This is a genomic window from Nesterenkonia lutea, assembly GCF_014873955.1.
GTDB lineage: Bacteria > Actinomycetota > Actinomycetes > Actinomycetales > Micrococcaceae > Nesterenkonia > Nesterenkonia lutea.
Genome location: NZ_JADBED010000001.1, coordinates 1469509 through 1487751, shown reverse-complemented (window position 1 = coordinate 1487751; position 18243 = coordinate 1469509). Strand labels below are relative to the sequence as shown.

General features: G+C 68.1%; 12 protein-coding genes and 1 tRNA gene. 12 read left to right on the top strand and 1 reads right to left on the bottom strand.

Annotated features, from left to right (window positions below; all coding sequences use genetic code 11):
- Positions 1–9: 9 nt before the first annotated feature.
- The 10 genes from H4W27_RS06745 (at position 10) to H4W27_RS06705 (ending at position 13715) form a co-directional block, all read left to right on the top strand.
- The gene (locus H4W27_RS06745) at positions 10–414 is read left to right on the top strand and encodes an HGxxPAAW family protein (RefSeq protein ID WP_192595249.1); all 405 of its coding nucleotides are present in this window, start codon (positions 10–12) and stop codon (positions 412–414) included.
- Positions 415–1227 carry an indole-3-glycerol phosphate synthase TrpC gene (gene trpC, locus H4W27_RS13590; RefSeq protein ID WP_225939033.1) on the top strand — a complete coding sequence of 271 codons (813 nt, stop codon included), beginning with the start codon at positions 415–417 and terminating at the stop codon, positions 1225–1227. It begins immediately after the preceding gene.
- Positions 1228–1236: 9 nt separating this feature from the next.
- Positions 1237–2556, top strand: a complete 1320-nt coding sequence (gene trpB, locus H4W27_RS13585; protein WP_225939032.1) for a tryptophan synthase subunit beta — start codon at positions 1237–1239, stop codon at positions 2554–2556.
- Positions 2553–3374: a tryptophan synthase subunit alpha gene (trpA, locus tag H4W27_RS06735; RefSeq protein WP_192595248.1), complete on the top strand. Its 822-nt coding sequence runs from the start codon at positions 2553–2555 to the stop codon at positions 3372–3374. The genes trpB and trpA overlap by 4 nt, the downstream gene beginning before the upstream one ends.
- Positions 3375–3454: 80 nt before the next feature.
- Complete coding sequence (lgt, locus tag H4W27_RS06730) at positions 3455–4681, top strand: prolipoprotein diacylglyceryl transferase (protein ID WP_192595247.1); 1227 nt, start codon at positions 3455–3457, stop codon at positions 4679–4681.
- Between the two features lie 315 nt (positions 4682–4996).
- Positions 4997–9634, top strand: coding sequence for a glutamate synthase large subunit (gene gltB / locus H4W27_RS06725; protein WP_225939030.1), 4638 nt, complete (start codon positions 4997–4999; stop codon positions 9632–9634).
- The gene (locus H4W27_RS06720; protein ID WP_192595246.1) at positions 9627–11093 is read left to right on the top strand and encodes a glutamate synthase subunit beta; all 1467 of its coding nucleotides are present in this window, start codon (positions 9627–9629) and stop codon (positions 11091–11093) included. Before gltB ends, H4W27_RS06720 begins: the two co-directional genes overlap by 8 nt.
- 92 nt (positions 11094–11185) lie before the next feature.
- The gene (pyk, locus tag H4W27_RS06715) at positions 11186–12709 is read left to right on the top strand and encodes a pyruvate kinase (protein ID WP_192595245.1); all 1524 of its coding nucleotides are present in this window, start codon (positions 11186–11188) and stop codon (positions 12707–12709) included.
- A 132-nt stretch (positions 12710–12841) separates the two neighbouring features.
- Positions 12842–12925, top strand: a tRNA-Leu gene (locus H4W27_RS06710).
- Between the two features lie 202 nt (positions 12926–13127).
- Positions 13128–13715 (top strand): ANTAR domain-containing response regulator, encoded by a 588-nt coding sequence (locus H4W27_RS06705; RefSeq protein WP_192596475.1) that lies wholly within the window; start codon positions 13128–13130, stop codon positions 13713–13715.
- Between the two features lie 38 nt (positions 13716–13753).
- Here the strand turns inward: H4W27_RS06705 and H4W27_RS06700 are convergent, their stop codons facing one another.
- Positions 13754–14074 (bottom strand): CHY zinc finger protein, encoded by a 321-nt coding sequence (locus H4W27_RS06700; protein ID WP_192595244.1) that lies wholly within the window; start codon positions 14072–14074, stop codon positions 13754–13756.
- A 131-nt stretch (positions 14075–14205) separates the two neighbouring features.
- Here H4W27_RS06700 and ilvD point away from each other — a divergent pair, with 131 nt between their 5' ends.
- Both ilvD and H4W27_RS06690 read left to right on the top strand, forming a co-directional pair.
- A complete protein-coding gene (ilvD, locus tag H4W27_RS06695) occupies positions 14206–15981 on the top strand; it encodes a dihydroxy-acid dehydratase (RefSeq protein ID WP_192595243.1) in 1776 nt (591 codons plus the stop codon).
- 381 nt (positions 15982–16362) lie between these two features.
- The gene (locus H4W27_RS06690; protein WP_192595242.1) at positions 16363–18240 is read left to right on the top strand and encodes an acetolactate synthase large subunit; all 1878 of its coding nucleotides are present in this window, start codon (positions 16363–16365) and stop codon (positions 18238–18240) included.
- Positions 18241–18243 lie beyond the last annotated feature (3 nt).

Here is an 18243-nt window from a genome sequence, read left to right as displayed (position 1 = left end):
AGGACCAGCATGAGCACCACCTCAGCTTTGCGCGACACCGAGCCGGCACCCGGCGAGAAGGTGGATGACGAATTCATCCACTATGACCACATCGGGCACGGATCCACTCCCGCAGCATGGGCGCTCAGCATCACCATCATGGTCGGTGCGATCCTCGCAGGCATCGGCATGGTCACCCAGGTCTGGGTCCTGGTCTGGATCGCCGCCGTGTTCCTCCCGGTGGCCATCATCCTGGGTGTGGTGCTGAAGGCCAAGGGCTACGGAGTCGAGATGGACGCGAACAAGGTGCTCAGCCAGCATGAGAGCGCCCGAGACCACCAGGGACCCGCCAGCATGGACAACAGCCGCGGCGACAGCACGGACACCGGCCGGCGCGGCAGCCAGTCGCGGCGCACCGAATCCGCCGCACACTGAATGGTGAGCGTCCTCGATTCAATCATCCACGGAGTCCGCGAAGACCTCGAGCAGCGCAGGATCGCCGTCGGCCTGGAGGAGATCCGCGCCCGAGCCGCGGCGTCCGCGCCCGCTCTGGACGCGCACGCAGCCCTGAGCGCGGGCCGCGCCGACCCGCAGGGCGTCCGCATCATCGCCGAGGTCAAACGCTCCTCGCCCTCGAAGGGTGAGCTGGCAGAGATCCCCGATCCGGGCAGTCTGGCCCGGGCCTACCAGTCCGGGGGAGCGTCCGTGATCAGCGTGCTCACCGAGGGCAGGCGCTTCAACGGGAGCCTCGCCGACCTCGACGCGGTGCGTGCGGCCGTGGAGATCCCGGTGCTGCGCAAGGACTTCATGGTGGACGAGTACCAGTTCTACGAGGCCCGGGCGCATGGGGCTGATCTGGTGCTCCTGATCGTCGCCGCGCTGGATGACGCCCAGCTGCAGAGTTTCCTCACGCTGACCCACGAGCTGGGGATGGAGGCGCTGGTGGAGGCGCATACTGAGGAGGAGATCGCCCGGGCGGCGGCCGTCGGCGCGAAGATCGTCGGCGTCAACGTCCGCAATCTCAAGACCCTCGAGGTCGATGTCGCGCACTACTCCACGATGGCGCGTCACCTTCCCGACGACGTCGTCAGGGTCGCCGAGTCAGGCGTCACCGGACCGGCAGTGGTCGCTGACTACGCCGCCGAAGGTGCCGACGCCGTGCTGGTCGGCGAGGCGCTGGTCAGGGACGGCGAACCCGCCGAGGCCCTGCGTCGCTTCCGCACCGCGAGTCTTGTCCAAGAACACTGAGGAGAGACCATGAGCGCTCCCGCTGAGGAGACACAGAAGTACCGCGACCACGAGGGTCCCTATTTCGGGAGCTTCGGCGGCCGCTGGATGCCGGAATCCCTGGTCGCCGCCCTCGATGAGGTGGAACGGACCTTCCGCGAGGCCAAGGCGGACCCGGAGTTCATCGCCGAGTTCCAGCGCCTGTGCCGTGACTACACCGGCCGCCCCTCGCTGCTGACCGAGGTCTCGCGCTTCGCCGCCGAGGCTGGACGCGCCCGGATCTTCCTCAAGCGCGAGGACCTGAACCACACCGGCTCGCACAAGATCAACAACGTGCTCGGCCAGGCCCTGCTCGCCCAGCGCATGGGCAAGACCCGGCTGATCGCGGAGACCGGAGCCGGCCAGCACGGAGTCGCCACCGCCACCGCGGCCGCCCTGATGGGCATGGAGTGCGTGGTGTACATGGGCTCCGCCGACACGAAGCGGCAGGCGCTCAACGTCGCTCGGATGCGCCTGCTCGGCGCCGAGGTCGTGCCCGTGGACCACGGCGCCCAGACGCTGAAGGACGCCATCAACGAGGCCCTGCGCGACTGGGTCGCCTCCGTGGAGAACACCCACTACCTGCTCGGCACCGTGGCCGGCCCCCATCCCTTTCCCGAGATGGTCCGCTGGTTCCACCAGATCATCGGCGAGGAGGCGCGGGAGCAGATCCTCTCCATGGAGGGACGGCTGCCCGATGTGGTCGCCGCCTGCGTGGGCGGAGGCTCCAACGCGATGGGCCTGTTCCACGGCTTCCTCGATGATCCCGAGGTGGCGCTCTACGGCTTCGAGGCCGGCGGCGACGGACTCGAGACGGGGCGGCACGCCGCCGCGATCACCCTGGGCCGCTCCGGCGTGCTGCACGGGGCACGTTCCTTCCTGATGCAGGACGAGGACGGACAGACCGTGGATTCACATTCGATCTCCGCGGGCCTGGACTATCCCTCCGTGGGACCCGAGCACGCCTATCTCGCGGAGTCCGGGCGCGCCACCTACGAGCCGGTGACCGATGCTGAGTGCATGTCCTCCTTCGAGTCGCTGTGCCGCACCGAAGGCATCATCCCCGCGATCGAATCCGCCCACGCGCTGGCGGGGGCCGCACGGCTCTCGCGCAGCTGGGGCGAGGAAGGCGAGGGCAGGATCATCATGATCAACCTCTCCGGACGCGGGGACAAGGACGTGGAGACCGCGGCCGAGTGGTTCAGGCTGCTCCCGGGCCAGAGCAACGACCCGGCGGCAGAGACGGAGACCGCCGAGAAGACCGGGCAGAGCAGCCCGTCTCCGGCACCCGAGACGGGAGTCCAGGCATGAGCGAAGCAGCACGCCCTCAGGACCAGGCCACCACCTCCAAGACCGCCGGTGCCATCGAGGCCGCACGCGCCCAGGGCCGGGCCGCCTTCGTGGGGTACCTGCCGGCCGGCTACCCGGACAAGGAGACCTCCATCGCGGCCGCGATCGAGCTGGCCCGCAACGGTGCTGACGTGATCGAGATCGGGGTCCCCTATTCGGATCCGGTGATGGACGGCCCGGTGATCCAGCAGGCCACCACCGAGGTGCTCGCCCGCGGGTTCCGCCTGCCGGAGGTCTTCGAGATCGTCGAGGCCGTGGTCAAGGCCACCGACGCCGCCGTGCTGGTGATGACCTACTACAACCTGATCGACCGGATGGGTGCCGAGGAGTTCGCCGGCCGCCTGGCCGCCGCAGGAGGCGCCGGGGCGATCACCCCGGACCTCATCCCGGACGAGGCCCGTGAATGGATCGAGGCCACCGACCGGCACGGACTGGACCGGGTCTTCCTCACCGCTCCCACCTCCTCGCCGGAGCGAGTCGCGAAGATCGTGGCAGCCTCACGAGGCTTCGTGTACGGGGTCTCGGTCATGGGCGTGACCGGTGCTCGGGACCAGGTGTCCGATGCCGCTGAGCGCGTGGTCGCCGCCGCCAAGGGCGTCGGCGCCGAGCGTGTCTGTGTGGGCCTGGGAGTCTCCACGCGTGCCCATGTCCAGGAGATCGGACGCTACGCCGACGGCGTCATCGTCGGCACTGCGCTGGTCGCCGCGCTGCGCGACGGGGGACCCGAGGCTGTGGCCGCACTGACCGCGGAGCTCACCGGGGCCCGCGCGGCCCGATGACATAGACTGCACCGGATCACGAACCAGCCTGCTCTGCGCTCCGGCGCAGCGCCGGCGAACCATCATTGCGAGAGGACACCGTGTCTCACACCCCCAGTCCGGTCAGCGCGCTGCAGACCGTCACTGAAACCGCCGCGTCAGCGGGGGCCCAGATCAGTGCCGCCTTCCCGTCGCCTCCCACCGACGGGATCGATCTCGTCGGTCCGCTGCGGATCGGGTTCTACGGGCTGGCGATCGGCTTGGGAATCCTCGTCGCGTACTTCGTGGCCAGCCGGCTCTGGAAGTCCCGCGGAGGCCAGCCCGAGAACGTCTTCGACGCGCTGATCTGGGCGGTCCTGCTCGGGATCGTGGGCGGTCGGCTCTACCACGTGGTCACCTCCCCGGACGCCTATTTCGGCGAGGACGGGGACCTCTCCCTGATCCCACAGGTCTGGCTGGGAGGCCTCGGCATCGTGGGCGCAGTGGCCCTGGGCAGCGTGGGCGTCTGGTTCGCCTGCCGCCGCTACGGCATGAAGTTCGGAGCCTTCGCCGACGCGCTGGTCCCGGGCGTGCTGCTCGCCCAGGCCATCGGCCGCTGGGGCAACTGGTTCAACCAGGAGCTCTACGGCGGCCCCACCAATCTCCCCTGGGGACTGCAGATCGACACCTCGCAGCGCCACCAGGCCCCGCCGCTGGGCGCGGGAGAGGACACCCTCTTCCACCCGACCTTCCTCTACGAGAGCATCTGGAACCTGATCGGCTTCTTCCTGCTCCTCGCCCTCTACCGCCGGTTCGCGGTCAAGCAGGGACTGCTCGCCTGGACCTACGTCGCCTACTACTCGCTGGGCCGCTTCTGGGTGGAGTCGCTGCGCGTGGACGAGATGACCAAGTCCACCCAGTGGATCGACATCTTCGGCGTCGAATGGCGGCTGAACATGTGGATGTCGGTGCTGCTGTTCCTCATCGCGCTGGCCATGCTCATCTGGCTGTGGACCCGTCGCCCCCGCACCGAGGTGGCGCTGGCTGAGGAGCTGGAGATCTACCGCCCCGGCCAGGGCCCGCGAGGCGCAGAGGATCACGGGGCCGGCGTCGTCGACGCACCCCTGGATCCGCAGTCTGACCAGGACCCGCCGTCAGCCCAGGACTCGCAGGCCGCTGCGGACCGAGAGTCTGCCCAGGACTCCGCCGAAGCCGTCGAACCGGATCCCGACGAGTCCCCAGACCGGGGCACCGCCGCGGCAGAGACCGCCGGTGAGACCGGCGGCGAGCAGGCGGATCAGGCCGCTGAACCGTCCAGCCCGGGGGAGCAGGACCGTCCCAGATCCTGAGATCGAACTTGCAACACGAGTCGGCTGGCAGGAAGATTGGTCTGATCCCCTGCCCATCAGCGGGATGACCACGACGGCGGCACCCGACCAATCCGTGCCGCCTGAGCACCGAGCGCCGGGACACACCCCAGCCGCGCAGGATCGCAGCCTGACTGCGTCACGCAGGACAGAAGACCGACGGACGCTGGAGATTCCTCCCGGGCCGAGACGCACAGTCTGACCGGCCCCGGAACGAGCCCAGACTCCGTGCACCACGCAGGGGCCGAAGACGTCCCCTCCCATGAAACGTCCGCATGCGGAGGAAGGAAGACCGTCATGTCTACTCTCGAATCACTCGAGGCAGCTGCCGGCGCAGACGCGCTCCAGGTCATGAGTCCCTATCAGCGCTTTGCCGCTCTCCCCGAGAAGGCCGGCCTCTACGACCCCGCCAATGAGCACGAGAACTGCGGCATGGCCGCCGTGGCGACCCTGCGCGGGGAGCCCGGCCACGACATCGTCGACCATGCGCTCGTCGCGCTGCGCAACCTCGAGCACCGCGGTGCCGTGGGCGGCGACGTCGGCACCGGAGACGGAGCCGGTCTGCTCACCCAGATCCCCGATGAGTTCTTCCGCGCCGTCACCGAGTTCGATCTGCCGCCGGCGGGGGAGTACCTCGCGGGGACCGCGTTCCTGCCGCAGTCAGAGGCTGAGCGCGAGAGCATGTGCGCGAGCTTCAGCGACCTCGCCGTCGAACAGGGCCTGAGAGTCCTGGGATGGCGCGACGTCCCGATCGATGCCTCGATGATCGGCACCCTGGCCAAAGAGTCCATGCCGTTCTTCCGGCAGGTCTTCCTCGGGCTGGCCGCTGAAGACTCCTTCGAGTTCCAGGACTCCGCCTCAGGCTCGCTGGACCAGCGGGGCTGGCGGCTGCGCAAGCGCGGACAGAACCGGCTGGGCGTGTACTTCCCCTCGCTGTCCTCCAAGACGATCACCTATAAGGGAATGCTGACCACCGCGCAGCTGGAGCCCTTCTTCCCGGACCTCTCGGACGAGCGCTTCAAGACCACCCTGGGCATCGTGCATTCGCGCTTCTCCACCAACACCTTCCCCTCCTGGCCGCTGGCTCAGCCGCTGCGCAACATCGCGCACAACGGTGAGATCAACACGGTCAAGGGCAACCGGAACTGGATGCGTGCGCGCCAGTCCATGATGTCCTCGGAGCTGCTCGGGGAGGACCCCGAGTCGCTGTTCCCGATCTGCACTCCGGGGGCCTCCGATTCGACCAGCTTCGACGAGGCCGCCGAGCTGCTCATGCTCTCCGGGCGTCCGCTGGCCCAGTCCATGCGCATGATGATCCCGGAGGCCTGGGAGAACCACGAGACCATGGATCCCGGTCTGCGCGCCTTCTACCAGTACCACGCACAGCTGATGGAGGCGTGGGACGGTCCGGCCGCCATCGCCTTCACCGACGGCAAGCAGGTCGGTGCGATGCTCGACCGCAACGGTCTGCGCCCTGCGCGCTACTGGGTCACCGACGACGGTCTGGTGGTCATGTCCTCCGAGGTCGGGGTCGTGGACCTCGAGCCTTCCAGCATCGTTCGCAAGGGCCGAGTCGCCCCCGGCATGATGCTGCTCCTGGACACCGTCGAGGGACGCATCATCGAAGACGAGGAGATCAAGGCCGACCTGGCCTCCTCCGCCCCCTGGGCCGACTGGGTCGAGGACAACCTGGTCGAGCTGAAGAACCTGCCCGAGCGGCTGCACGTCCGTCACCCCTCGGAGTCCGTCCGGCTGCGCCAGCAGACCTTCGGCTACACCCTCGAGGAGCTGCGCATCCTGATCGGGCCGATGGCCACGGCCGGCGCCGAGCCGCTGGGCGCCATGGGCACCGACACCCCCATCGCCGTGCTCGCGGACCGACCGCGGCTGCTCTTCGACTACTTCGTGCAGACCTTCGCCCAGGTGACCAATCCTCCGCTGGATGCCATCCGCGAGGAGCTGGTCACCTCGCTGGGCCTGCACATCGGACCCAGCGGGAACCTGCTGAGCAATGAGCAGGTGAAGTCCCAGCAGGTCGCCCTGGACTTCCCCGTGATCAACAACGACGAGCTGGCGAAGATCGCCAACATCCGCAATGACGAGGGTGCGAAGATCGCGCTGAAGGTCCGCGCCCTCTACCGGGCCGGATCCCAGGAGGAGGAGCTGCGGCAGCGGATCCGCGAGATCTGCGAGAAGGTCTCCGCCGCGGTCAACCGCGGGGTCAGCTACATCGTGATCTCGGATCGCGACTCCAACGCGCAGTGGGCACCGATCCCCTCGATGCTCATGCTCTCGGCCATCCATCACCATCTGCTGAAGTCGGCCAACCGCACCCGGGTCTCCCTGGTCGTGGAAGCTGGAGACGTCCGCGAGGTCCATCATGTGGCCTGCCTCATCGGCTACGGCGCGGCCGCGATCAACCCTTACCTGGCCATGGAGACCGCCGAGGACATGGTGCGCCGCAACGAGATCAGCGGCGTCTCCGAGGAACAGGCCGTGCACAACCTGCTCACCGCGCTGGGCAAGGGCGTGCTGAAGATCATGTCCAAGATGGGAATCTCCACGGTCGCCTCCTACTGCGGCGCGCAGACCTTCGAAGCAGTGGGCCTTGCGCAGAACGTGGTCGACCAGTACTTCTCCGGGACGCACTCGCCCATGGGCGGGGTCGGTCTGGATGTGCTCTCCGCCGAGACCCTGCAGCGTCACTCCCGGGCCTATCCGGCTGACGGCAACGATCTGGGCCGCGGCGACGAGCTGGAGATCGGCGGGGAGTATCAGTGGCGCCGAGAAGGCCCGCCGCATCTGTTCAACCCGCAGACCGTGTTCAAGCTGCAGCACTCCACGAAGACCCGTCGCTATGACATCTTCAAGGAGTACACCAAGTCCGTGGATGATCAGTCCGAGGCGCTGCTGACCCTGCGCGGTCTGTTCAAGCTCAGCGCCCAGCGCGAGCCGGTGCCGATCGAAGAGGTCGAGTCCGTCGGTGAGATCGTCAAGCGGTTCAACACCGGGGCGATGAGCTACGGCTCCATCTCCCAGGAGGCGCACGAGACCCTCGCCATCGCGATGAACCGACTCGGCGGCCGGTCCAACACCGGCGAGGGCGGCGAACACCCCGCCCGCCTGGAGGACCCCGAGCGTCGCTCGGCGGTCAAGCAGGTCGCCTCGGGCCGCTTCGGCGTGACCAGCCAATACCTGACCCATGCAGATGACCTGCAGATCAAGATGGCTCAGGGAGCCAAGCCCGGTGAGGGCGGGCAGCTCATGGGCAAGAAGGTGTACCCCTGGGTCGCCGAGACCCGGCACTCCACTCCCGGCGTCGCCCTGGTCTCGCCTCCGCCGCACCACGACATCTACTCCATCGAGGACCTGGCCCAGCTCATCTTCGACCTCAAGCGCGCCAACACCGGCGCCCGGGTCCACGTGAAGCTGGTCTCCCTGCATGGAGTGGGCACTGTGGCCGCCGGCGTGACCAAGGCGAAGGCCGACGTCGTGCTGATCTCAGGTCACGACGGCGGAACCGGCGCCTCGCCGCTGAACTCGCTCAAGCACGCCGGCACCCCCTGGGAGCTCGGGCTGGCCGAGGCGCAGCAGACGCTCATGCTCAACGGACTGCGCGAACGCGTCACCGTCCAGGTCGATGGTCAGCTCAAGACCGGTCGCGACGTCGTGATCGCCGCGCTGCTGGGAGCCGAGGAGTACGGCTTCGCCACCGCGCCGCTGGTGGTCTCCGGCTGCATCATGATGCGCGTCTGCCACCTGGACACCTGCCCCGTCGGCGTGGCCACGCAGAACCCGCTGCTGCGGCAGCGCTACACCGGCAAGGCCGATCACGTGGTCAACTTCTTCGAGTTCGTGGCCCAGGAGGTGCGCGAATACCTCGCCGAGCTGGGCTACCGCACGCTGGACGAGGCCATCGGACACATCGACGCGCTGAACATGGACGACGCCAAGCGGCACTGGAAGTCCGCCGGGCTGAACCTGGGCGCGGTCCTGGACGGCTATGACCCCAATGATCCGATCACCGCCACGATGCTGCGCCGGACCCGTGGCCAGGACCATGAGCTGGAGAAGCACTTCGACATGGGTCTGATCGAGCTGGCGGGCTCCGCCATCGCCCACGGCGAGAAGGTGCAGATCGAGAAGAAGGTCATCAACACCGACCGTTCGGTGGGCACCATGCTCGGCCACGAGGTCACCAAGGCGCAGGGACTCAAGACGCTGGAGAACAACACCATCGTCGTCGAGCTCACCGGCGAGGCCGGTCAGTCCCTCGGAGCCTTCCTGCCGCATGGGATCACCCTTCACCTGGCCGGCGATGCCAATGACTACGTGGGCAAGGGACTCTCCGGCGGGCGCATCATCGTGCACCCGGACGTGTCCGCGCCGCTGATCGCAGAGAAGAACGTCATCGCCGGCAACGTCATCGGCTACGGCGCCACCGCCGGGGAGATGTTCCTGCGCGGACAGGTCGGGGAGCGCTTCCTGGTGCGCAACTCGGGTGCGACCGCCGTGGTGGAGGGCATCGGCGATCATGGCTGCGAGTACATGACCGGCGGACAGGCGCTGATCCTGGGTCCGACCGGTCGCAACTTCGGCGCCGGGATGTCCGGAGGCACCGCCTTCCTGGTGGACTTCGACGAGCAGAAGATCAACTCGCAGGCGCGGATCAACGGCGACCTGCTGCTGGAAGAACCCGACGAGGAGGACCGGGCGATCATCGGCGACCTGCTCCGTCGCCACCACGAGGAGACCGGAAGCGCGGTCGCCGAGAAGCTGCTGAACGATCCCGAGAAGACCTATGCGCGCATCACCAAGGTGCTCCCGCGCAACTACGACGCTGTGCTCCGCGCCCGCTCCAGCGCCCTCGACGAGGGTCTGGATCCCGACGGCGACGAGGCATGGCAGAAGATTCTGGAGGCGACCCGTGGCTGATCCGCGTGGATTCATGAAGCATCGAGAGCGTCAGGACCGGCCCTCCCGGCCCGTGCCCGTGCGCATCATGGACTTCAATGAGGTCTATGAGCGCAATGAGCGCGGCGTCGTGCAGACCCAGGCGAGCCGCTGCATGGACTGCGGCATCCCGTTCTGCCACACCGGCTGCCCGCTGGGGAACCTCATCCCGGAGTGGAACGACCTGATCTGGCGCGATCAGTGGGAGGAGGCCTCCTCCCGGCTGCACATGACCAACAACTTCCCGGAGTTCACCGGCCGCATCTGCCCGGCGCCTTGTGAGACCTCCTGCGTGCTGGGGATCAACCAGCCCGCGGTCACGATCAAGCAGTCGGAGGTCGCCATCGCCGATGAGGCGATCGCGCGCGGCTACGTGGAGCCCGTGCTGCCCCAGCGGCTCACCGGCAAGACGGTGGCCGTGGTCGGTTCCGGCCCGGCAGGCCTTGCCGCGGCCCAGCAGCTGACCCGCGCGGGACACACTGTGGCCGTCTACGAGCGCGACGACCGCCTCGGCGGGCTGCTCCGCTACGGCATCCCGGACTTCAAGATGGAGAAGCACCACGTGGAGTTCCGCATCGATCAGATGCGGGCCGAGGGGACCCGGTTCTACACCTCCACGGAGATCGGCGCCGACATCACCTGGGATGCCCTGGAGGCGAGCTACGACGCCGTCGTCCTGGCCACCGGCGCCATGGTGCCGCGCGACCTCGGCGTCGGCGGTCGTGATCTCCACGGGGTGCACTTCGCCATGGAGTACCTCGTGCAGTCGAACAAGGCCACCTCCGGCGACGAGGTCGAGGACCAGATCCGCGCGGACGGCAAGCACGTCGTCGTCCTCGGCGGCGGCGACACCGGCGCCGACTGCATCGGCACCGCGCACCGCCACGGCGCGAAGTCGGTGACCACCCTGGCCATCGGCAAGGAACTCCCCTCGGAGCGTCCCGATCATGAGCCCTGGCCCATGGACCCGCGCGTCTTCGAGCTGACCAGCGCTGACGAGGAGGGCGGCGAGCGCAGCTACCTGGCCTCGACCGTCGAGTTCCTCAGCGACGACAACGGTCAGGTGCGTGCGCTGCAGGTCGCCGAGACCCAGTACAACGCCGATGGGTCGCGCTCTCCGAAGCCCGGAACCGAGCGTGAGATCCCCGCTGATCTGGTGCTGCTGGCGCTGGGCTTCACCGGAGCAGAGTCGGACACGCTGATCGGACAGCTCGCAGTGGACTTCGACGCCCGCGGGAACATCTCCCGCGCCGAGGACTACAAGACCTCGGTGGACGGCGTCTTCGCAGTGGGCGACGCCGGACGCGGCGCCTCCCTGGTGGTCTGGGCGATCGCGGAGGGCCGCGCCGCGGCCGCCAAGGTGGACGAGTATCTGGAGGGTGAGACCCGCCTTCCGGCACCTGTCAAGCCCTCGGATCGTGCGATTTCGCTCACAGGCTGACTGTTATAGGCTCGGAGACGAAAGGTCCTGGTCCAGTGTCGTGCCAGTCCATCAGAACGCTTAACAGCAATCGAGATAGGACAAGGTGAGATATGAGACACGCCAAGATCGTCGCCACATTCGGCCCAGCCACAGCAGGCTATGAGACGACCCGCCGACTCATCGAAGCCGGCGTGGACGTCGCCCGGGTGAACATGAGCCACGGCGACTACAGCGTCCACGAGGAGACCTACAACACCGTGCGCGAGGTCTCGAAGGACCTGCGCACGGCGGTGGGCATCTTCGCCGATCTGCAGGGCCCGAAGATCCGCCTCGGTCGCTTCATCGAGGGCGAGCATGCGCTCGAGGTGGGGGATCGCTTCACGATCACCGTCGAGGACATCCAGGGCACCAAGGACCGCTGCTCCACCACGTTCAAGGGCCTGCCCGGAGACGTCAATGTCGGTGACACGCTGCTCATCGACGACGGCAAGGTCTCCCTGCGCGCCGTGGAGGTCACCGACACCGACGTGCACACCGAGGTCACCGTCCCCGGCAAGGTGTCCAACAACAAGGGCATCAACCTGCCCGGCGTCGCCGTCTCCGTGCCCGCCCTCTCGGACAAGGACGAGGAGGACCTGCGCTGGGCGCTGCGCCTCGGCTTCGACATGGTCGCCCTGTCCTTCGTCCGCGACGCCGCGGACATCGAGGCCGTGCACCGGATCATGGACGAGGAGGGACGCCGCGTCCCGGTCATCGCCAAGGTCGAGAAGCCCCAGGCGGTCGAGGCCCTGCAGGACATCGTCGACGCCTTCGACGCCGTCATGGTCGCCCGCGGCGATCTCGGCGTGGAGCTTCCGCTCGAGGAGGTCCCGCTGGTGCAGAAGCGCGCGGTGGAGCTGGCCCGCCGCTGGGCCAAGCCGGTCATCGTCGCCACCCAGGTGCTCGAGTCCATGATCGAGAGCCCGCGTCCGACCCGCGCCGAAGCATCGGACTGCGCCAACGCCGTGCTCGACGGTGCGGATGCGGTCATGCTCTCCGGTGAGACCTCCGTGGGCAAGTACCCGGTCGAGACCGTGGAGACCATGTCCCGGATCATCCAGACCACCGAGTCCAAGGGCCTGAGCCGGATCCCCGAGCTCGGCACCCGGCCCAAGACGCGCGGCGGCGCGATCACCCGCGCCGCGAAGGAGATCGCGGATCAGCTGGACATCGCCCACCTGACCACGTTCACCCGCTCCGGGGACTCCGCGCGCCGGCTCTCGCGCCTGCGGCCCAAGCAGAACATCTTCGCCTTCACCCACGTGGAGCACACGCACAACATCCTGACCCTCTCCTGGGGCGTGCAGCCTCGCTGGGTGGAGTTCGCCACCCACACGGACACCATGACGGCCCAGGTGGACAAGCTGCTGCTCGAAGAGGGCGCCGCCGAGATGGGCGAGCTCGTCGTCATCGCCGCCGGATCGCCTCCAGGACAGGCCGGGACCACGAACATGGTCAAGGTGCACCGTATCGGCGATCTGCACGACGCCGGCGACGTCGAGACGCTGCGTCGAGGGGACACCGCACCGCCGAACAAGGAGCCCGTCGGACCCTGGCCGGCGGCGAGCGCCCCCAGCGCCGCCAGCGCGAGCTGAGCCCCCGGCCGCGCCCCGAGGGCGCGGCCATCTTCAACGCCCGGGTGACGCCCGGGTAGGATGATGCTGTCCGCGGAGCCGCAAGGCTCCGAGGACAGCATCGTCGAGGGCGGCACCTGCCCCCTCGGCCCAGCCCGAATGGCGGAATCGGTAGACGCGCCGCACTCAAAATGCGGTACCACTGGTGTGTGGGTTCGAGTCCCACTTCGGGCACCAGGCAGGACAAGGGACCAGAAGGAGAACGGTGAGCGAACAGACTCAGGCCGGTGGCGCTGGTGCCCCCGAGGAATCCCCCGTCGAGGAAGCCCGCGCAGCGGCGACACCTGCGACAGAAGCCCGCGCAGTGGCGACACCCGCGACAGAGGCCCGTGCAGCACAGGCCACACCCGCGGCACCGGCTCGTGAGGCCCCGGAGGAGCTGCCCCGGGAGTCGAGCGCGGCCCGCCGGGTGCTGGTCGCCGAGGACGAGACGCTGATCCGGCTCGACATCGTGGAGATCCTCACCGGAGCCGGCTATGACGTGGTCGGTGAGGCGGACAACGGCGAGCGGGCCGTGGAGCTCGCCCGCGAGACCGAACCCGATCTGGTGGTCATGGACGTGAAGATGCCCATCATGGACGGCATCTCTGCGGCGAAGATCGTCGCGGAGGAGCGCATCGCTCCCGTGGTGATGCTCACCGCCTTCTCTCAGCGAGACCTGGTGGAGTCCGCCCGCGAGGCCGGCGCGATGGCGTATGTGGTCAAGCCCTTCACGGAGAACGACCTCATCCCGGCCATCGAGGTGGCGATGGCGCGCTTTGACGAGATCCGCGCGCTGGAGGACGAGGTCACCTCGCTGGCAGACAAGTTCGAGACGCGCAAGCTCGTGGAGCGGGCGAAGTCCCTGCTGACCACGAAGATGGGTCTGAGCGAGCCAGAGGCCTTCCGCTGGATCCAGAAGACCTCCATGGATCGCCGCCTGTCCATGCGCGAGGTCGCAGAGACCGTCGTCGACCAGATGGGCTGACCCTCCCCCCCGCAACGCGTGGGGAGTGGGGCAGGGGGTCAGATTTCGAAGTAGAACTGATGGTGGGCCGCGCAGCCCGGGTTGAACCCGGCCCCGCAGTGCGCGCACCGGTCCGCCAGCAGGTACTCCGCAATGCTGAACCGGCGGCGGCAGACCCCGCAGAGCAGCGCGAGCTCAGCGCGCCGCCCCGGTGCCCAGCGGCGGATCAGATGTGCCTCGGCCTCCTGGTGGCACCTCAGGCAGGGGTACCAGCGGTCGCAGCAGAAGAACCGGATGGCGACGACGTCCAGCGGCCCCGCGTAGTGCCGGCAGCGGGTCTGATCGTCCAGCACGGCGCCGCGGACCAGGGGATCGTCCATGCCTCCGAGGGTATCCGAACCCTGCCGGTTCCCCAGGGGACATCCATCGCTCCATGCCAGTTCGATTCTGAATGCTGAGACGGCGGCGATGCGGGTGCCGCGGCCGCTGCGACGGGCATAGACTTCAGAGCATGGTTGAGCCCACTGCTGAGAGCACCCCCACGAACACGTCCCAGGGCGGCGCGCCCTTCACCCCTCCCGTCGCGGTCACCGGACCCTCCACTCCGGAGAAGCCACGCAGCTGGGAGGTCACCGACGGCTACACCCGTGCCCCCGCACGCGGCATGCTGCGCGCCGTCGGCATGGGAGACGATGACTTCTCCAAGGCCCAGATCGGCATCGCCAGCTCCTGGAACGAGATCACCCCCTGCAACCTCTCGCTGGACCGCCTGGCCAAGGCTTCCAAAGAGGGCGTGCATGCAGGCGGCGGCTACCCGCTGGAGTTCGGCACCATCTCCGTCTCCGACGGCATCTCCATGGGCCATGAAGGAATGCACTACTCGCTGGTCTCCCGAGAGGTCATCGCGGACTCCGTGGAGACCGTCATCCAGGCCGAGCGCCTCGACGGCTCCGTGCTGCTCGCCGGCTGCGACAAGTCCCTTCCCGGCATGCTGATGGCCGCAGCCCGGCTGAACCTCTCCAGCGTGTTCCTCTACGCCGGCTCGATCATGCCCGGTGTCGCGCGCTTCGCCGACGGCACTGAGAAGCAGGTCACGCTCATCGACGCCTTCGAAGGCGTCGGCGCCTGTGCCCGCGGCACCATCAGCGAGGCGGACCTCGACGTGATCGAGCGCGCCATCTGCCCCGGCGAAGGTGCCTGCGGCGGCATGTACACCGCCAACACCATGGCCTGCATCGGCGAGGCCCTGGGCATGTCGCTCCCGGGCTCGGCCGCCCCGCCCTCGGCAGATCGCCGCCGGGACCACTACGCGCACAAGTCCGGCGAGGCCGTGGTGGAGCTGCTCCGGAAGGGCATCACCACCGGCGACATCCTCACCCTCAAGGCCTTCGAGAACGCCATCGCCGTCACGATGGCCTTCGGCGGGTCCACCAATGCGGTGCTGCACCTGCTCGCCATCGCCCGCGAGGCCGGCGTGGAGCTGAAGCTGGAAGACTTCAACCGCATCGGGGACAAGATCCCTCACCTCGGTGACCTCAAGCCCTTCGGCCAGTATGTGATGGCCGACGTCGACCGGGTCGGGGGAGTGCCGGTGGTGATGCGCGCCCTGCTCGACGCCGGGCTGCTCCACGGAGACGCGCTCACGGTCACCGGCAGGACGGTGGCCGAGAACCTCGAAGCCATCAACCCGCCGGACATCGACGGCAAGATCATCCGTGCGCTGGACAACCCCATGCACCACAACGGCGGCATCGCGGTGCTCTCCGGCTCGCTCGCCCCCGAGGGTGCCGTGGTCAAGTCCGCAGGCTTCGACGCCGAGGTCTTCGAGGGCACCGCCCGGGTCTTCGAGCGTGAGCAGCAGGCGCTCAAGGCCCTCGAGGAGGGTCGCATCCAGGCCGGCGACGTCGTCGTCATCCGCTATGAGGGCCCCAAGGGCGGTCCCGGCATGCGGGAGATGCTCGCCATCACCGGAGCCATCAAGGGCGCCGGGCTGGGCAAGGACGTGCTGCTGATCACCGACGGTCGCTTCTCCGGAGGCACCACCGGGCTGTGCATCGGCCACATCGCCCCAGAAGCCGTCGACGGCGGCCCCATCGCCTTCGTGGCCGACGGGGACACCATTCGGGTGGACATCGCCGGGCGCACCATCGACCTGGTCGTGGATCCGGCGGAGTTCGCCACCAGGCAGCAGGACTGGACTCCGCTGCCCCCCTTCATCACCACCGGCGTGCTGGGCAAGTACGCCAAACTGGTCCGCTCGGCCGCCGAGGGCGCCTACTGCGGATGAGCCGAGGACCCTCCTGTGCGGGCGGCTCGGAGCGGCCCGCACAGGAGGGCTCCCCGGATTTCCACCATGTGAGACGGGTATCCGGGATGTTGACACGGGTCACAGGCCGCGAAAGCATGGGGCCATGCGTCAACTACTAGCGGTAGTACCCGTAGCCGCCGCCGGGGGAAGTGTGAAGTGATTCACGCGCCCCAGGTCGGCCGCTCGTCTGCTTCCGCGGAGGCAGCCGGACGGTTGAACTGGAGCTGACGCAGACGCTCACCCCGGCAGAGAGCCCCCACAGAGGCTTATCAGCCGGGGTTTTCTCTTGACCGGAGTGGATTCTCCATGGACCAGAGACTTCTTGGACCAGCAATTCGGGAACCAGAGACTGAGGAAAAGATGAGCAATCTGACAGCCACGAGTCCAGCGCTGCTGGCCTCGAAAGCAACCAGCAGCGCCGCTGGGACCTCTGCCGACCAGCGACTCTACGGCCCCGGCCGCACAGTGGAACCGGTGGCGGTCACAGGCTCGCAATCGATCATCCGCAGCCTCGAAGAGCTGGGTGTGACAGACGTGTTCGGGATCCCGGGCGGTGCCATTCTTCCCACCTATGACCCGCTGATGGACTCCGAGCAGATCAACCACATCCTGGTGCGCCACGAGCAGGGCGGCGGACACGCCGCCCAGGGCTACGCCATGGTCACCGGCAAGGTGGGGGTCTGCTTCGCGACCTCCGGCCCCGGCGCCACCAACCTGGTGACGCCGCTGGCCGACGCCCATATGGACTCGGTCCCCATGGTCGCCATCACCGGACAGGTCAACGCGTCGGTCATCGGCACCGACGCCTTCCAGGAGGCCGACATCGTCGGCATCTCCACGCCCATCACCAAGCACTCCTACCTGGTCACCGACGCCGACCAGATCCCCCGAGTGATGGCCGAGGCCTTCCACCTGGCATCCTCCGGCCGACCCGGCCCCGTCCTGGTCGACATCACCAAATCCGCGCAGGCCGCCAAGACCACCTTCGCCTGGCCGCCCAAGATCGAGCTCAACGGCTACCGGCCGGTGACCCGCGGGCACTCCAAGCAGATCCGCGAAGCCGCCCGACTCATCCAGGGTGCCTCTCGCCCGGTGTTCTACATCGGCGGCGGAATGATCAAGGCCGAGGCCTCGGAGGAGTTCCATGCCCTGGCCGAGACCGTCGGTGCTCCGGTGGTCAACACCCTGATGGCCCGCGGGGCCTTCCCGGACTCCCATCACCAGAACCTCGGCATGCCCGGCATGCACGGCACCGTCTCCGCGGTGGCCGCGCTGCAGCGCTCGGACCTGCTGATCACCCTCGGCGCGCGCTTCGACGACCGGGTCACCGGTCAGCTGGAGAGCTTCGCCCCGGACGCCAAGGTGATCCATGCTGACATCGATCCTGCGGAGATCTCCAAGAACCGTGCGGCGGATGTGCCGATCGTCGGTTCGCTCAAGGAAGTCGTCCCCGAGCTGACCACCGCCTTCGATGCGCTGGTCGCCAAGCACGGGCGCACCGACATCAGCGGCTGGTGGAAGCAGCTGAACCACTTCCGCAAGACCTACCCGCTGGGCTACACCGCCCCGGAGGACGGCAAGATCGCCCCGCAGCAGGTGATCGAGAAGATCAGCCAGGCCTCCGGTCCCGAGGCGGTCTATGTGGCCGGGGTCGGTCAGCACCAGATGTGGTCCGCCCAGTTCGTCAAGTATGAGCGCCCGCGGCAGTGGCTGAACTCCGGGGGGCTGGGCACCATGGGCTATGCGGTGCCCGCCGCCATGGGCGCCCAGGTGGGCAACCCGGACCGCGTGGTCTGGGCCATCGACGGTGACGGCTGCTTCCAGATGACCAACCAGGAGCTCGCCACCTGCGCGATCAACAAGATCCCGATCAAGGTCGCGATCATCAACAACTCCTCGCTGGGGATGGTGCGCCAGTGGCAGACCCTGTTCTACGAGTCCCGCTACTCCAACACCCACCTGAACACCTCGCAGACCGCCGCAGGCGGGGAGGTCGTGCGCATCCCCGACTTCCTCAAGCTGGCCGAGGCCTATGGCTGCGCCGGGCTGCGCTGTGACAGGCCGGAGGACATCGACGCCGTGATCGCCGAGGCGATGGCGATCAATGACCGCCCCGTGGTCGTGGACTTCGTGGTCTCCCGTGATTCCATGGTCTGGCCCATGGTCCCGGCCGGGGTCTCCAACAGCGACATCCAGTTCGCGCACAACCTGACCCCGGAATGGGACGAGGAGGACTAGAGC

Bases quoted from the DNA above. Each gene is read 5' to 3' on its own strand.
- H4W27_RS06745 (WP_192595249.1), top strand. From the start codon at position 10: ATGAGCACCACCTCAGCTTTGCGCGACACCGAGCCGGCACCCGGCGAG.
- trpC (WP_225939033.1), top strand. From the start codon at position 415: ATGGTGAGCGTCCTCGATTCAATCATCCACGGAGTCCGCGAAGACCTC.
- trpB (WP_225939032.1), top strand. From the start codon at position 1,237: ATGAGCGCTCCCGCTGAGGAGACACAGAAGTACCGCGACCACGAGGGT.
- trpA (WP_192595248.1), top strand. From the start codon at position 2,553: ATGAGCGAAGCAGCACGCCCTCAGGACCAGGCCACCACCTCCAAGACC.
- gltB (WP_225939030.1), top strand. From the start codon at position 4,997: ATGTCTACTCTCGAATCACTCGAGGCAGCTGCCGGCGCAGACGCGCTC.
- pyk (WP_192595245.1), top strand. From the start codon at position 11,186: ATGAGACACGCCAAGATCGTCGCCACATTCGGCCCAGCCACAGCAGGC.
- H4W27_RS06700 (WP_192595244.1), bottom strand. From the start codon at position 14,074: ATGGACGATCCCCTGGTCCGCGGCGCCGTGCTGGACGATCAGACCCGC.
- ilvD (WP_192595243.1), top strand. From the start codon at position 14,206: ATGGTTGAGCCCACTGCTGAGAGCACCCCCACGAACACGTCCCAGGGC.
- H4W27_RS06690 (WP_192595242.1), top strand. From the start codon at position 16,363: ATGAGCAATCTGACAGCCACGAGTCCAGCGCTGCTGGCCTCGAAAGCA.